This window comes from Levilactobacillus senmaizukei DSM 21775 = NBRC 103853 (assembly GCF_001592085.1).
Classification (GTDB): Bacteria; Bacillota; Bacilli; order Lactobacillales; family Lactobacillaceae; genus Levilactobacillus; species Levilactobacillus senmaizukei.
On record NZ_BCWD01000020.1, the window covers coordinates 25,428 to 40,820 of the forward strand.

At 49.0% G+C, this 15,393-nt stretch carries 14 protein-coding genes; 3 read left to right on the forward strand and 11 right to left on the reverse strand.

Annotated elements, in window-relative coordinates; translation table 11 throughout:
- Nucleotides 1-109: 109 nt before the first annotated feature.
- The 6 genes from LSE01S_RS08000 to LSE01S_RS08025 form a co-directional block, all read right to left on the reverse strand.
- Nucleotides 110-1,666, reverse strand: a complete 1,557-nt coding sequence (locus LSE01S_RS08000; RefSeq protein ID WP_061777129.1) for a bifunctional metallophosphatase/5'-nucleotidase — start codon at nt 1,664-1,666, stop codon at nt 110-112.
- A 2-nt stretch (nt 1,667-1,668) separates the two neighbouring features.
- A complete protein-coding gene (gene phnE / locus LSE01S_RS08005; RefSeq protein WP_420843299.1) occupies nt 1,669-2,481 on the reverse strand; it encodes a phosphonate ABC transporter, permease protein PhnE in 813 nt (270 codons plus the stop codon).
- Between the two features lies 1 nt (nt 2,482).
- Nucleotides 2,483-3,277 carry a phosphonate ABC transporter, permease protein PhnE gene (phnE, locus tag LSE01S_RS08010; RefSeq protein ID WP_061777115.1) on the reverse strand — a complete coding sequence of 265 codons (795 nt, stop codon included), beginning with the start codon at nt 3,275-3,277 and terminating at the stop codon, nt 2,483-2,485.
- A gap of 12 nt (nt 3,278-3,289) precedes the next feature.
- A complete protein-coding gene (phnC, locus tag LSE01S_RS08015; RefSeq protein WP_061777116.1) occupies nt 3,290-4,042 on the reverse strand; it encodes a phosphonate ABC transporter ATP-binding protein in 753 nt (250 codons plus the stop codon).
- An 82-nt stretch (nt 4,043-4,124) separates the two neighbouring features.
- Nucleotides 4,125-5,066, reverse strand: coding sequence for a phosphate/phosphite/phosphonate ABC transporter substrate-binding protein (locus tag LSE01S_RS08020; RefSeq protein WP_061777117.1), 942 nt, complete (start codon nt 5,064-5,066; stop codon nt 4,125-4,127).
- A 742-nt stretch (nt 5,067-5,808) separates the two neighbouring features.
- Entirely contained in the window at nt 5,809-6,240 is a 432-nt protein-coding gene (locus LSE01S_RS08025; RefSeq protein ID WP_061777118.1) for a MarR family winged helix-turn-helix transcriptional regulator, read from the reverse strand.
- A gap of 76 nt (nt 6,241-6,316) precedes the next feature.
- On the opposite strand from LSE01S_RS08025, the gene LSE01S_RS08030 reads away from it, so the two are divergent.
- Nucleotides 6,317-6,871: an NADPH-dependent FMN reductase gene (locus tag LSE01S_RS08030; protein ID WP_061777119.1), complete on the forward strand. Its 555-nt coding sequence runs from the start codon at nt 6,317-6,319 to the stop codon at nt 6,869-6,871.
- 45 nt (nt 6,872-6,916) lie between these two features.
- On the opposite strand, the gene LSE01S_RS08035 is transcribed toward LSE01S_RS08030, so the two are convergent.
- The 5 genes from LSE01S_RS08035 to LSE01S_RS08055 all read right to left on the reverse strand — a co-directional run bounded on the left by LSE01S_RS08035 (nt 6,917) and on the right by LSE01S_RS08055 (nt 12,957).
- Nucleotides 6,917-7,612: a glycerophosphodiester phosphodiesterase family protein gene (locus tag LSE01S_RS08035; protein WP_061777120.1), complete on the reverse strand. Its 696-nt coding sequence runs from the start codon at nt 7,610-7,612 to the stop codon at nt 6,917-6,919.
- 210 nt (nt 7,613-7,822) lie between these two features.
- On the reverse strand, nt 7,823-8,950 hold the full coding sequence (locus LSE01S_RS08040) for a vitamin B12 independent methionine synthase (RefSeq protein ID WP_061777121.1): 1,128 nt from the start codon (nt 8,948-8,950) through the stop codon (nt 7,823-7,825).
- A gap of 586 nt (nt 8,951-9,536) precedes the next feature.
- Complete coding sequence (locus tag LSE01S_RS08045; RefSeq protein WP_061777122.1) at nt 9,537-10,487, reverse strand: zinc-binding dehydrogenase; 951 nt, start codon at nt 10,485-10,487, stop codon at nt 9,537-9,539.
- Between the two features lie 15 nt (nt 10,488-10,502).
- Entirely contained in the window at nt 10,503-12,023 is a 1,521-nt protein-coding gene (locus tag LSE01S_RS08050) for an ABC transporter permease/substrate-binding protein (RefSeq protein WP_061777123.1), read from the reverse strand.
- Between the two features lies 1 nt (nt 12,024).
- Nucleotides 12,025-12,957: an ABC transporter ATP-binding protein gene (locus LSE01S_RS08055; RefSeq protein ID WP_061777124.1), complete on the reverse strand. Its 933-nt coding sequence runs from the start codon at nt 12,955-12,957 to the stop codon at nt 12,025-12,027.
- Nucleotides 12,958-13,615: 658 nt separating this feature from the next.
- Here LSE01S_RS08055 and LSE01S_RS08060 point away from each other — a divergent pair.
- Together LSE01S_RS08060 and LSE01S_RS08065 are read left to right on the forward strand one after the other, a co-directional pair.
- Nucleotides 13,616-14,032 (forward strand): Lrp/AsnC family transcriptional regulator, encoded by a 417-nt coding sequence (locus LSE01S_RS08060; RefSeq protein WP_061777125.1) that lies wholly within the window; start codon nt 13,616-13,618, stop codon nt 14,030-14,032.
- Nucleotides 14,033-14,153: 121 nt separating this feature from the next.
- Entirely contained in the window at nt 14,154-15,389 is a 1,236-nt protein-coding gene (locus LSE01S_RS08065; RefSeq protein ID WP_061777126.1) for an ArgE/DapE family deacylase, read from the forward strand.
- Nucleotides 15,390-15,393: the final 4 nt, after the last annotated feature.

Consider the following 15,393-nt stretch of genomic DNA (forward strand, 5'->3'; position numbering starts at 1 on the left):
AATCTCATCGGCACCCTTTAACCAAATTAAAAGCGGTCCTCACCACCGTGGTTGCTCTCATGTCAACCACGCTGGTGAGGACCGCTTTCGCGTTAATGTTTAGCTTAGGTTAATACTCAACCTTAAAGTTGGTCTGCGGCGTTCCTTGAACGTCCGGATGGCCTTCAAAGTAGTCTTGAATCAGTTCGGCCATGTCACGATTGACCTCGCGAATCACCTTTTCCGTGGTAAACATGGGGTACTCGCCCCCACCATTGCCTCGGTACTGATTCATCGCCACATCGATTGGCTGATCGGCTAACAAGGCTTCCCCATGATAGCGCAACTCAGTCACTCGTTGGCCCACCGGCTGGTGAAGGTCGAATGTATAGTCAATTCCACTATAAATATCGTAGTTATAGAGCTCGACCTTGGGGTAAGTGAACGCTGCGGAAATTTGAACGGTTCCATCAGCGGCCAACTCAAAGAAGCTAGCACACCGTTCTAACGCCTCACGAACATCCTGACCCGTTAGTCGCTCAACGACCAGCGTATTGGGATACGGATAACTATTCAAGACCTGACGAAGCGTCACGTCATGGGCAAAGCCCCGTACCCCATCGTTAAACAACGCCGTTGCCGCAACGTCGGTATCACAGGCCGCCATTTCAACCTGATTAATGAACTGAAGATACGGGTGCCCGGTTAACCGGGCAGCCATATGGTCGGTCACAGTCAAACTTGCCCCAGAGATGTGGCCAGTTGGCTGGTCGAGCCAGGTTTGAACCCGTTCCTGGATTGGGTCCGTCAATGCTTGAAGCTCGGGATCGGGCGCGGCATCGACCACCGGCAATAACTTAGCCTGCCGCTCAACCACCTGCCGATTCGTATCTAATCGTAACTCAATCTGGCCAACCACAACGCCCTTCTCACCGGGTTGAGTGGTTGCCACCCCGTGATAGACCCCCGCCAATTGGCGATGTTGGTGGCCTGTCACTAGAGCATCAATTCCCGGCACGGCAGTCATTAATTGGTAGCCTTCATTCTCACCAGTCAAACGTTCGGTGGGCTTACCCGTTTCCAGATCAGCTTCGAAACCGCCATGATACGCCACAACAACCAGATCGGCCTGGGCCTTAAGTTTAGGCACCCAGCGCTTCGCCGTAGCAACAGCGGATTCAAATGTCAGGCCGGCAATGTGTTCGGCCTTTTCCCAGGTTGGGACGTAGGCGGTAGTCAGACCCAGAATGGCGATCTTCAGGCCCTTTTTTTTCACGATTCGATATGGGGCATCAACGATCTTTTGGTCCTCGGCTCCGCCGATATTGGCCCCTAAAATCGGATAGGTTCGCTGGCATTCACAATTGCGAATGTAGTCGAGTCCATAATTAAATTCATGGTTACCTAGAACCCCAGCATCATAATTAATAATTGAGGTTAATTTGGAAAAGAGTGGTTGGTCGTCAGGAGCTTGTTTAGCCAAGTAACCAGCAAACGGGGCTCCTTGAATCCAATCGCCGTTCTCAATCGCAATGACCACGTCATCCGGGCCGGCATGCTGCTGAATCTGGCGAATAATCGTGGCCGCCTTCAACATCCCATACGGTTGAGAGTCATCCCGACTACTATAACTCGTGGGATAAACGTGACCATGAACGTCGCTGGTCGATAGAATTTTAACCCGCATCATTAAATGAGCCTCTTTCGTAATTGTTCTGACAAAGAATCAATCAGGAGCACCATGACCACAATTCCCAGAAGGATAATTCCCACTCGTGGCCAGTTCCGCGTTTGGATAGCAAAGATCATGGGAGTACCGATACCACCGGCACCCACCATCCCTAAGATCGAGGCAGAACGAACGGCAATTTCAAACCGATACAACGTGTAAGAAATAAATTCCGGCATAATCGTTGGCAGCGTGGCCATCATAAAGACCTGTGGACTATTCCCACCGGCACTGACAATAGCTTCTTCAGCGCCCCGGTCCATGTTTTCAATGGCTTCACTAAATAATTTGCCCAGCATCCCAATCGAGTGAATGCTGACGGCCAGGACCCCGGCGTAAGAACCAGGTCCAACGGCTTTGATAAACATGATAGCCAACACAATTTCTGGGAATGTCCGGATCAAGGTTAAGACAACCTTCCCACTCCCAGAACGCAGACGGTAGTGTTCCTTCTCACTCCGGGCGGCCCAAAAGGCAAAGGGGACACTGATCAGTGAGGAAATAATCGTCCCCAAAAACGCAATCGCTAACGTTTGTAAGATTAAGGAGACCAGGTCTTCACCACTACCGTTATAGACATACTTCCAGTCCGGGTTCACTAGGCCGTGAACGATGGACTTGGAGACGGAACCGGCAGACTCTTGAAGCCCGGTGAATTGAAGACCTCCGATTGCCCAAACATAGACGACCGCGACGATGATTAACCATACCAGCCAGTTCCACCGCCGCCAGAGGGAAAGATGGGGTTTATTATTCGACATCATTGCTTGCATATTAGAGTAGCACCCTCCTTAAGTGATTACTGATACCATCAATGATCAAGACCACCACGATGGTTGCCAGGATAATGACGGCGGTCGCCCCGTAATTGAACTCGTTCAGTGACCGTTGCAGGTAAACCCCGATACCACCGGCACCCAGGTACCCTAAGACGGTTGAAGCTCGCACGTTAATTTCCAACGTGTAGAGAAAATAACTCACGAATTGATTCATGATTTGCGGTAGGACGGCATACCAAATAATGGTAATTTTACTGGCACCCACGGATTCCATGGCTTCCAGCGGTCCCATATCAATCGTTTCGATCACTTCATAAAATAATTTCGAAATCATCCCAAACGAGAAGATAGCTAAGGTAATGACCCCGGCCGTCGACCCAATCCCGAAGATCGCCACAAAGATGGCAGCTAGTAGCAGATCAGGCAACGTGCGGACAAGGTCTAAGACCAAGCGGTCAAACCCGCGTAAGAATTTATTGTGCACTAAGTTCCCGGCGGCCAGCAGGGCGAATGGAATAGCAAAGACCGTCCCAATTGTCGTCCCAAGGATTGCCATCTGAATCGTTTCAATTAACGGTTGAATAATCACACTCAAGTAATCCCAAGCAGGATTAGACATCCGAACAATCAGGTCGGCAAATTGGTCCAAGTTGCTGAAAAACATTCCAACATTCACATCGGTCATCTTCGAGGAACCGATGAGCAACAGCACCATCAGCGCCGTCCAACCGATCCCTTTAACATGCCAACGTTGCACCCACGAGCGACGGGGTAGATTAGCATTTGTCATCGTTGGCCCCCCTTAAATTGCCTGGTAGATCTTGTTCAGATCAGCCTCGGTCACGGCGCTAATTGGTTCGTCATAAACCAGCTCACCAGCACGCAGACCAACGATACGGTCGGCATATTCACGGGCTAATTCCACCGAGTGTAAGTTCACAATGACCGTGAGCCCATCTTCTTGATTCAGTCGCTTCAGAATATCCATAACCGTTTTGGTCGTCAGTGGATCCAAGGACGCGATGGGTTCATCGGCTAAGATAATCTTGGGGTCTTGCATCAGCGTCCGCGCAATGGCTACCCGTTGTTGCTGTCCACCGGACAATTCATCGGCCCGGGCATAAATCTTTTCGGACATATTAACCCGATTCAATGAGGCGACTGCTTTTTGCTTATCCTCCGCACTAAACAAACCCATCACACTTTTCCAGGTTGGATAGTAACTGACCCGACCGGATAACACATTCTTTTCAACACTGGAACGGTTGATCAGGTTAAAATTTTGAAAAATCATGCCGATGCGCCGCCGCAAGGTCCGGAGTGAACGACCCTTGTAGGCGCTAACCGCCTCATTTTCCACGTAAACTTCACCTTCAGTGACCTCATGCATCCGATTAATGGTTCGCATCAAGGTACTCTTACCGGAGCCAGACAAACCAACCACCACTAAGAATTGCCCTTTGGGAATACTAAAGTCGATATCCTTCAGACCAACCGTCCCGTTACTGTAGACTTTGCTAACATGTTTAAAACTAATAATTGGTGCTTGTTCCATTTCGTAGGCCCCCCGTAAAAAAGTAGCCAGGTGCTCATCCAAGCTTGCCCCGCTACTTTCAGATATCGTCCGTTTTTTCTAATTATTTATCGAGCTTTGCTGCTTCCTTGTCGTACTTCCGGATAATATCAAAGTTACTATCCTTGGAGTCCGTGTAACCTTCATGTGAGTAAACGCTAGAGATAATGTCATGACCCTTCTTGGTCTTCGCAATATCCTTGAATGCTGAAGCAATCTTCTTTTGCCACTTAGCACTCATGTCTCCCCGTACGGTAATCGTATCGTTAGGAATCTTAGCGGTCGTGTAGATTGGGACAACCTTCTTCATGATGTCCTTTTGGTCGTTCATAACCAGCTTACGGGCACCTTGGAAGACGAAGGCAGCATCCGTGTTCTTGTTGTAAACGGACAGAACCCCTTGGTCATGCCCCTTCACTTGAACGGTCTTAATCCCGTTCTTGTTGATGTTGACCCCGTGGTCCAACATTTCAACGGCGGGGTAAACCCATCCGGCAGTTGAAGTCGTGTCTTGAACAGCAATCTTCTTACCCTTCAAGTCCTTAATGGATTTAATTCCACTGTCGGCCCGAACTAAGATTTGTGCCCGGTAGTAATCAACCAACTTCTTGGTGTTCTCATCATTAGGTTCCTTGATACCGAATCGTTGGGCCTGCAACAGAACCTTATCGCCATATTGCTTGTGGGCTAAGACGTAAGCGTCAGGTGGTAAATAACCCACATCAACTTTCTTCGAACCCATTGCTTCAACAATCGTGTTGTAGTCGGTTGAAACGCTCACCTTAACTGGAATTCCTAATTCTTTCTTCAGTAAGCCTTCAAGTGGCTTAGCTTTTGCTTCAATCGTGCCTGCATTAGATGACGGAACAAATTCGACAGTTAGTTTCTTAGGGGTATAGCCCTTCGCTTTACTACTATCTTTCTTCCCACAGCCAACCAGTAAGGCCGGCAATACCAATAACGCTGTTACGGTAAAAAGCAACTTCCACTTGCCTCGTAAATGCATCAAGTTCACTCCTCAGGTATATGTATTGTACTCTCACGAACAATTACAATTCTAGCAGGAAAAAGAACTTTTACAACAAGTATTTCGGTTAAAGTTCGCAATTAGAATATTTATAATTTATGTTTTGCTATTACACCGCCAGGTAAACCGTAAAACCTAAACGATAAAATTTTTATCCAATTAGATATTTGCCATTCATCCATTATATATAACTTTAAGTAGCCAAGCAGTTTCCTCCGCGTGAAAAAACTATACCAATTGTTGAAACAAAGCCAATGCAAATCTGTTTTCAGTTGAAAACTTTTTCATGAGTTAGTTTAAGAACTTTTTTCAATGGTTAAGCTAGTCGTTAAATTTCGAAATAGTAAGCCTACCAAACTTTCCGTTAACGCTGCACCTCTTTTCCAAAGTAATCATCGGCCTGAATCACCAACTAACGAATCCGCCGACCCAGTCAATTTGTAATATTACAAATCGTCAGAATCGCCCATCGGTCTTGATTTCTTTGTTATAGTAAAGGTGTCGTAAAACAATTGCTTAACAAACAGACGACAAACTAAAGCTTTTTTGATGACCGCCGTTAGGGTACCCGGAAAATGCCTTAACTTGGCCTGTCCTCAAAATATATAAATTAACCCGATTGAATCAGACTAAATCCCAGTTCGATTCAATCGGGTTAATTTTTTTGTTGCTGAACACACCAAAAAAGCAGGGCCGAGGAAACTCCTCAACCCTGCTTTAATTAATCCTGTTCATTTAAAGTTGCCGCCAATCGCTGTAAAACATGCGCCAATTCCGAACGGTCCACATCAGAGTAACCCGCTAATCGTTGTCGGAAAGCGGCCTCCCTGGCGACTTTCACTTGTAATAAGGCGCGCTGTCCCTGTGGACTTAACGTCACTCGTCGAATTCGCTGATCACGCCGCTCTACCTCCGTGAGCCAGCCTGCTTTGACCAGCTTATCAACTTGACGACTGACGGACGAATGATTCCGACCAATCTGATTGGCCAGCTCACCGATGCTGATCTCCGGTTGCCGACCCACCCGAACAATAATGGGTAAGGCGGCGGGTTCGAGAGAGATTTCCGCACGCTTCAACAAGTCACGGTCCTGTTGGGGCTGATTGAAAAACGTCACAATTTCAAATAAAGCTTCAAAGATTTCATTATCCATAGTTGTTATTATACCAGATCCCGGCTATAATGTGTGCATGTTGCACGAATAAATAAATTTAAAAAGGAGCACTCTTATGACAAAGAAAATTGGCTTAATCATTGGGTCCACCCGCCCCAGCCGCATCAGTCCCAGCATCGCTAGCTGGTTGCAAGCGCATGTGGCGCAGCCCGGACTAACTATCGATCTCATCGACCTAAAGACCGTTAACCTGCCATTTCTAGACGAGGAAGCCATGCCCTCTGACGGCAACTATCAACTGGACCACACCAAGGCCTGGAGCACCTTAATCCAAGGATATGATGGTTTCATCCTATTGTTCCCCCAATATAACTGGGGCTACCCCGCGCCTTTAAAGAATGCCCTCGATACCCTGTATGCCGAATGGCGTGGTAAACCCGTTAGCCTGGTTTCTTACGGCGGTCATGGTGGCTTTCAAGCGGCACTTGGCATGCAACTCGTCGTTCGAGGTTTAAAAATGCCAATCATGACCAATAACCTGCGGATTGACTTGAAAAAGCCTGACCTGGATGAGGCCGGCCAATTCATCGATCCAGCCACCGCACTGGCCCCTTACGAATTTGACGCCCACCAATTGGGCGCTGAATTTATTCATCGACTCGGTGACTAAATAACTCATTTTAAAAGCCGTTGCGGCTACCGCAACGGCTTCTTTTTATGCCTTCAACACTCGATCCCGCAATGCCGTCATGGTGACGAAATCATCGGTAAAGATCCCGGCGATATGCTTTTCAAACAACTGTTGTGCCAGCTGTGGATCGTCAACCGTCCAAATCCGTTCGGCAACCGGCACATCGTCTTGATACTGGCTCAGATGTAACCCCGCGAGATGCTCATTCTCGACCAATGCGGCCGCATTCACCACGGGCTTATCCGTTAGCCAACAATAGCTCTCATCAGGCGCTAGTGCTTGGCAACGTTTGAGGGTAGGTAGATGAAACGACGAAAAGATGACGGGGTGTTCCAACGGCGTGGCATGAACCATGGCTAGAACAATCTTCTCGATGCCAGGATACTGGAGTTTATCCGTCTTCAATTCCAGATTAAGTTGGACATCGCGATGGCTAACGAGCTGCAGAAACTCCGCTAATGTTGGCACCGACGCCTGATTAGCCAAGTGAAATTGTCGTAACTCTGCTAACGTGTAGTCCATAATACGGCCACGACCATCCGTTGTTCGGTTGATTCGTTCATCATGCATGATGATGGGAACCAAATCCTTTGTCAAATGGACATCAAACTCGATGCCCTCGATCCCGTGTTCAACGGCATAGGTAAACCCCGCCATTGAATTCTCTGGAAACTTTTCTGGATAACCTCGATGTCCAAACACTAACGTCTTTCCTGTCATGATTCCCGCTCCTGCCTAACTGACATGTGGACAAGTCATTCTGCCACACGCCTAAGATTACTTCCAGTCTACCCGTCTCCCGTATCGAAGTCATTTAGTCTGTGTAAAGTTGTCGTAAATCTAGCAACTATAAAAGAACCTGGGGAAAAGATTAGCTGCTTTTGTTAGGCCATTTCATGTGCTCGAAAGGTGTGCGCCACTCCCTTCGGCTTAGTCTGACCAAACATCGTCGGCGATCTGCTTAACAAGTCTCAGCTTGGCCCATTGTTGTTCCTCAGTTAATTGGTTGCCTTCTTCGGTTGAGGCGAAACCACATTGCGTTGACAAGCCTAGGTTAGCTAGCGGAACCTGTTTGGCAGCATCCCGAATCCGGGCCTCCACATCGGCCACGTCCTCTAGTTCGGGGAATTTAGACGTGATCAAGCCTAAAATTAGGCGCTTGTTGGTATCGCCGTTCCAAATCCGTTTCAGCGGACTGAAGTCGCCAGAACGGTCACTATCATACTCTAGAAATAAGCCGTCGTAGTGCAATTGACCCAAGTAATCAGCAATATCGTCATACCCCCCGGAGAAGAGATAGGTCGACTTGAAGTTTCCCCGACAAATGTGGGTGGTGACGGTTAAATCAGCCGGCAATCCGGTCAGTAATTGGTTGATCACCCGCACGGCATCCGTCGCCAAATCGACAAACTTTTGGTGAGCGACCACGTCATCCTTCGTGGCATTCAATTGGCTAATCAGGAAGGCCCAGGTCGTATCATCCAGTTGGAGGTAACGACATCCGAGGTCATAGAAATGTTGAATCGTGTCATGATAGGCCACAGCCAGGTCATCTAGGTAGGCATCCCAGGTTGGGTAGAAGTCGGGCCAGTTATCGCTCCGATTGTCGCGAAAAAGCATCGTCGGTGACGGAATCGTCTGCTTGACCAGGACATCATCTGGCACCAGGGCTTGCAAGTACTGGAAGCTCTTGAAGAACGGATGATCCGGATTACAGGCGATCTTACCCACTAGATCGGCATTGTCCGTTCGCGTTTGACTCCCATGAAATTTATAGCTCTGCTGATAATCATAGTGGCCAACCCCGGTCAGTCCCCAAAGGAAGTCGAGGTGCCACCAGCTCCGATTAAACTCGCCATCGGTGACGTCGCGCAGACCAATCTGAACCTGTTCGTTAACTACTCGCTGAGTCTCACGGTACTGAACGGCCTGAAGCTGTTCGGCGGTGAGCTTCCCCTGGGTAAATTGGGTCCGAGCCACCTTCAAGGCTGCCGGTCGTAATAAGCTACCCACAACATCATAACGGTAAGGGTACTGAGTCTTAGTTGTTGTCGTCATTAATCATTCCTCCTATATCATCACATGAACTTAGACCACCAATTGGGATGAACCGACGATCCCTGCCCACGTTCGACTGGCAGCGATCCTCACCGCATAGCCGGAATGCGCCAACTCTTCTCAGTCGATTAGCGTGCACCGCCAAACGACTCAGAGCGTCGGACCATTGCCACCCTCGATCTGACCGTTGTCAGTCCAGCGAAGCAGCGATCACCGGCACCTAACCCACCTTCCCATCAATCCATCGTCAACCGGAAAAAAACGCGCCCATCCCTTGAACTAATTTACTTAGTTCAAGGGACGAACGCGTCGTTTTACCACCCTAATTCACAAAGTCCTCACAGGCTTTGCCTCAACGGTACCTATTGATACCCGGAAAGCTAACGGTTCCTACCGACCAAGTAGCGTCAACCACTTGATAGCTACTGGGAGCTCATCTTCATGACTAACCACCGACCCGTTTTCACTTGACTGGGCTCACTGGACAATGGCGTTGTCATTACTCTTCTCCTAGCTGATTTATGACAGATTGGTTAGAAATTAGTGATAACACTATGCTTATATCTCATAATTGTCAAGCGCTAGTTTAGGAAAGAACGACCACCTTGCCAAAACTCTGATGGCTAGCTAAATACTCGTGGGCCGCTTGCATGTCCTTCAGCGCAAAGGTCTTCACCGGGCTGACGTCGATGTCGTGATCGGCGATCAACTGAAATAGTGCCCGAATCCGGTGCTCATCAATATTTCCCGATTGAAAGGCCGTCAGATAGGTATTGCTAGGAATCTTTTCAACGGGTTCGAAATCCTGCAGTCCCCACTGGCCACCCAACTCACCGGTGGCACTCACAATCCCTGCTGGATTTAAATGTTGCAGCGATTCGGGAACCGTTGCGGCACCGATTAATTCAAGAATCTTATCGTAGCATTGGTCCGTCGGTAACTGGCCGTCTTGGTCGAGAATGACTCGATCGAACCCGGCTGCCAATAATTGGTCGCGCTTCGCCAAGGATCGCGTACTACCGGTAACCGTCACCGCTGCCATGGCATGGGCCAGCTTAGCTGCCGCGACTCCGACACCACTCGTACCACCGCGAACCAGCATCGTATCGCCGTCATGAAGTTGTAGGCCTTCCAGCGCCCCGTAGGCCGTATAATACGTTTCGGGGACCGCCGCCAGGTCCGGCCAAGATAAGGTGGTCGTTACCGGAAAAAGTTGAGCGTTGGGAATTAAAGCGTACTCGGCGTACCCGCCGTCATAGGCCCGGCCCATTTCGCCCATGAAAGTCACCACTTTCTGACCAACCGGTAAGCGCTCGACATTCGTCGTCTCAGCGATGACACCAACGGCCTCAATCCCTAAGATTCGCGGAAACTTAACGCTAGGGGACTCCCCCTCCCGCGTAAATATTTCCGAATGATTGACGCCGCGACCCTTCACTTCGATCAATGACCACCCCGATTTAACGGTCGGACGAGGCACTTCCGTGCATTCAAGAACCGCTGGTCCTCCTGGATGACGCACCACAATGGCTTTCATCATACTCACTCCCATTTAATCTAATAGTCCATGATTCTTCAGATATTCGCGAGCAACCGTCGCCGCCTTCTCGTGCTTAACCGTGACGCGATAATTCATCTTCTGCATATCGGTTGTCGTAACCTTGCCGGCTAATTTATTCAACGTGGGCCGAAGTTCCGGATGGGCCGTCAGGAGTTTTTCCGTCATCAATGGTGCCCCTTGATACGGTGGGAAGAAATTCTTATCATCTTTCAAAGTGACCAAATGATATTCCTGAACCTCGGGATCGGTCGTGTAGCCATCGACTAGGTTAACCTTGCCATTGGCAATCGCCTTGTATCTAATCGAAGGTTCCATCGTCTTGACGCTGGCAAACTTCAAGTTGTAGGTCTTGCTCAGACCCGGATAGCCGTCCTTCAGTTGATAGAAATCGGGATCAAAACCCGCATGGATCTTGCCTTCAACCGCCACCAGATCGGAAACGGTCCTCAAGTGATACTTAGCCGCGAAGGACTTCGACACCGCCAAGTCATACCCATTTTGGTAGGCCATGGGTTTCAGATAGGCCATCTGATATTGTGACTTCAAGGCCGACTTGGCAACCTGATAGGTCTTAGCTGGATCATGACTAGCGGACTTTTCTCCCTTAACCAGTGACTCTAACACCGTCCCGGTAAACTCGGGATAAATGTCAACTGAGCCCGATTTCAGTGCCTTGAATAGAAATGAGGTTCCCCCAAAGTTCGCCTTCGTGGCAACCTTCATCCGTGGATGATCGTGCTCGATTAGGTCCTTATACATATTAATTAAAAGTTCGGGTTCACTGCCCATCTTTCCGGCAACCGTGATCGTGGTTTCCGGGCTAGCAATCTTACGGTAGCCGGCAAAGCCGCCGATCAAGACCACCAACGTGGCCAAAACAATCCCCGCTTTCTTGAAAGACAACCGACCCAGCCAGTCGATACCGGCCCCAAAGACCAGCGCCAAGATGGCGGACAAGACCGCCCCAATAATCAGTAAAGCATTGTTATTGGTTTCAATTCCTAACAGAATATAGGTCCCCAAACCACCGGCACCAATTAGTGCCGCCAGGGTTGCCGTTCCGATAATCAGGACCATGGCGATCCGAATACCAGAAATAATCATTGGCAGGGCCAGAGGCAACTCGATTCGAAATAGTTTCATCCGTCGGGATAGTCCAAAAGCCGTCGCCGCCTCTTCCAAGTTGGGATCGATGGTGGTCAAACCGGCATAGGTATTTTGAAAGATCGGCATGACCGCATAAATTACCAGCGCGATAATCGATGGCACTGTCCCAATCCCAACGATCGGGATCAAAATCCCTAACAGAGCCAGGCTCGGAATGGTTTGGAGAATACTCGTAATCTGGAGCATAATCTTGGCGGATCGCTGGTGATTCATCAACACGATAGCTAATGGAATGGCAATCAATGCCGCAATTAACAAGGAGATTAAGGATAACCCAATATGTTGCCCAATCGAATGGATAATGTCGCTCCCCTGCGTCTTCAGAACATGCAAAATATCTTGCAAGCTAGTCCACCTCCTTCGTTGCCAAGTAATCCAGCAGGTCCGTAGTGGATAGCTCACGAGAACCGCTCTCAGTCGCCACTACGGCCGCTGTCGGCGTCCTTAACACTGCGGCCAGTTCATTAATCGTTGATGTTCCCGGCAGGCTGGGAGTGGCTGTTGTGGCCGTTCCGTAGCCTTGGTCTAACAATCGTTGAATGGTTTCCGGTTGAATCGCCTGTTCCGTTTCAAAGAACCCTCGAACAAAGTCGTTGGCAGGATGTTCCATAATATCTTGACTGGTCCCCACCTGTTGAATATGGCCGAGGCGCATCACCGCAATATGCTGCCCCAATCGTAAGGCTTCGTGCATATCGTGGGTCACAAAAACGAAGGTCATCGACAGTTCCTGATGGAGCCGCAAGACCAGGTCTTGGAGTTGTTTTCGTGAAATTGGGTCCAAAGCACTAAAAGGTTCATCCATCAGAACAACCTTGGGTTTGATAGCCAGGGCCCGAATAATCCCGACCCGTTGTTGTTCCCCACCTGAAAGTTCGCTAGGCATTCGCGTGGCATATTTATCGGGGTCCAAATCGACCTGCTTCAACAAGGCTCGCGCCCGCTCAATTCGTTCCTTACGCGGCCAGCCCAAAGATTCCGCCTGAATGGCAATATTTTCTTGAATCGTCAAGTTAGGGAATAGGGCAATGTTTTGAAGAACATAGCCCATTTGAAGCCGCAATTGCTTTAAATCATAATCAATAATCCGCTTATCATTGAAATAAATATTGCCATCGGTGGGCTCAATCAGTCGATTAAGCATCTTTAATGTGGTTGTCTTACCACTCCCACTAGGCCCAACCAACACAAAAAAGTCCCCGGTTGGGATCGTCAAATTGAGGTCATCGATGGCCTGATTAGTGGTATACCGCTTACTGACATTTTTGAATTCTATCATGACAACCTCCAACTTGTTATTTTCAAATTATTCTTGTATCTTTTGTTTTCCTAATTTTACCGCCGATAGCGGTTAGAAACGCCGTCCTAACCGCCTCTGACTAACACTGGTTGTGACCCAATCTATTGGTCAACAATGCTCTATATTTAGTTCGACGACTTATTATGGCTCCCAATAGTCTCAGCTATTATGACCTGGCAATCGCCATTTGAATGCTACAAACGACCACAGGATTAACCAGTTCATAGCTAAACTATTTAAATAATTCCGACAATTCACGCCGGAGACAGCCAGACAGAGCCCCGTGGATGTGACCTTAGTCGGAGATCTTTCCCGACTAAGGCCCACTGGCCAAGCTTTAAACCTCACGGTCTTAGTGAAGCTTAAAGTTGCCCTGAGGACCGCTTCCCAGGCTTCAGGTCTGCCTCACCGGGCGGCGTCTGGCTGTCGTAGGCAGTCCAATTTAACCCAAACATAATCAAGCCGAATTGCTTTCAACCATTAATTATACTGTCTTCAATGGTATTTCCTATCAAAGGCCCTCATGAATTACGGCCAGCAAAAGGCAATACCATTCACTGTACCTTTTTTCGCAAGAACTGTTAATATTTTAAATAAAGACTTTAACGTCAAAACATTTAGAAAAGAAGGGATACCCGTGACTGATCCCACTGATATAGAGATTCTCAAACACCTGAACCGCAACTGTCGGATCAAAATTAACCGCTTAGCAGAACTCGTCCATTTAACCGCACCGGCCGTGGCTGCCCGCATTCAGAAGATGGAAGACGACGGGGTCATCAAGAAATACACCATCGAAGTCGATCTCGAACAACTGGGATTCGACCGGCAAGTCTTCATCCAGGTCGCCTTAAAGGCCGACAAGCGATCCGCCTATGACCACCTGATTAGAGACTACCGTAACGACCTGCGTCACCACTACCGGACCACCGGTGAAAGTGGCTACCTGATCGAAGGCGCATTCTCCACCCGCAGCGAACTCACGACGTTTCTGGCACGGCTGGAGGAATTGGCCAGCTACAAAGTCATTGACGTCATTGGCGAGGACCTTTAGTCCTGCAATTCACCACACGAACTTCTTGCGTCGGTGAATAAAAAGTGCTGTAATCAGGTTGGTTAAGTAGTGAAAAGTTTTGATTTAAATGACCAAAAATATTAACTGAGGTGACAGCAACATGGATGAAGTTGTACAGGCGTTGCATGATATCATCAAGTTAAACACGGTCAATGGCCACGAAAAACTGGTGGCCAATTACCTTGTCGACCTCTTACAAAAACACGGCATTACCAGTAAGACCTTTGAATATGCACCCGATCGGATCAGCGTTGTTGCAGAAATTGGCGACGGCAACGGTCCTGTCGTGGGTTTCGACGGCCATTCCGATATCGTAGCCTTAGGTGATGAAACAAAATGGCAAGCTCCCGCCCTCTCTGCGGCAATCAATGATAACCGCATGTTTGGCCGCGGGACTTCCGATATGAAGTCCGGCCTCATGGCCGGTGTCCTGGCCATGATTCATTTGAAGGAACAGGGCGTGGCCCTTCACGGCACCCTCCGTCTGATGGCCACAGTTGGCGAGGAATATGGCCAATACGGCGCTAAACAACTAGCCGAGGCCGGCTTGGCCGACGATCTAGACACCCTGATTGTAGGTGAACCCAGCGGCGCTAATAAGCAATTACTGAAGCAACCCGCCATTCAAGCCATGTTGCAAATTGACAACGCCGGGGCAGAAAAACTCCTGGCTGCCAACCACAGTACGGAACAACACTTCATCGAGTTGGCTCATAAAGGATCTTTGACCTACACGGTTCACTCCAAGGGCGTGGCCGCCCATAGTTCAATGCCAGAGATTGGCCGGAACGCGATTACCCCATTGATGGCCTTCTACCAGAAGGAAGAAGCCTACTTCGATAGTATTAAACACTACCGCAATCCGGTTCTGGGACCCATTACGCCCGTTGTCACACTGATCAACGGTGGCGAACAGATCAACACGGTGCCGGCCAGTGCTGAAATGGCCGTCAAGATTCGAACCATCCCCGAACTATCAAACGCCGACATGCGAGCGGCTATCGAGAAGATCATTGCCGACCTGAATGCCGACGGCGCCGAACTTTCTCTGGAAGTCCACAGCGACCTACGTCCGATGCACACCGCAGCCGACGCGCCACTGGTTCAAACTGCTAAGTCGATCGGTTCGGCTAACCTGGAGCAGGTCCTACCACTCATCGGGGTTCCTGGTGGCACCGATGCCTCTTCGTTCCTGGCCGCCAATCCCAATATTGATGTCATCATTTTCGGCCCGGGAAACATTACGGCCCACCAAGTCAACGAATACGTGGATCTTGACATGTATCACCGCTTCATCACCATTTATGAACAACTCATCAGTCAGTTACTGAAATAATCGG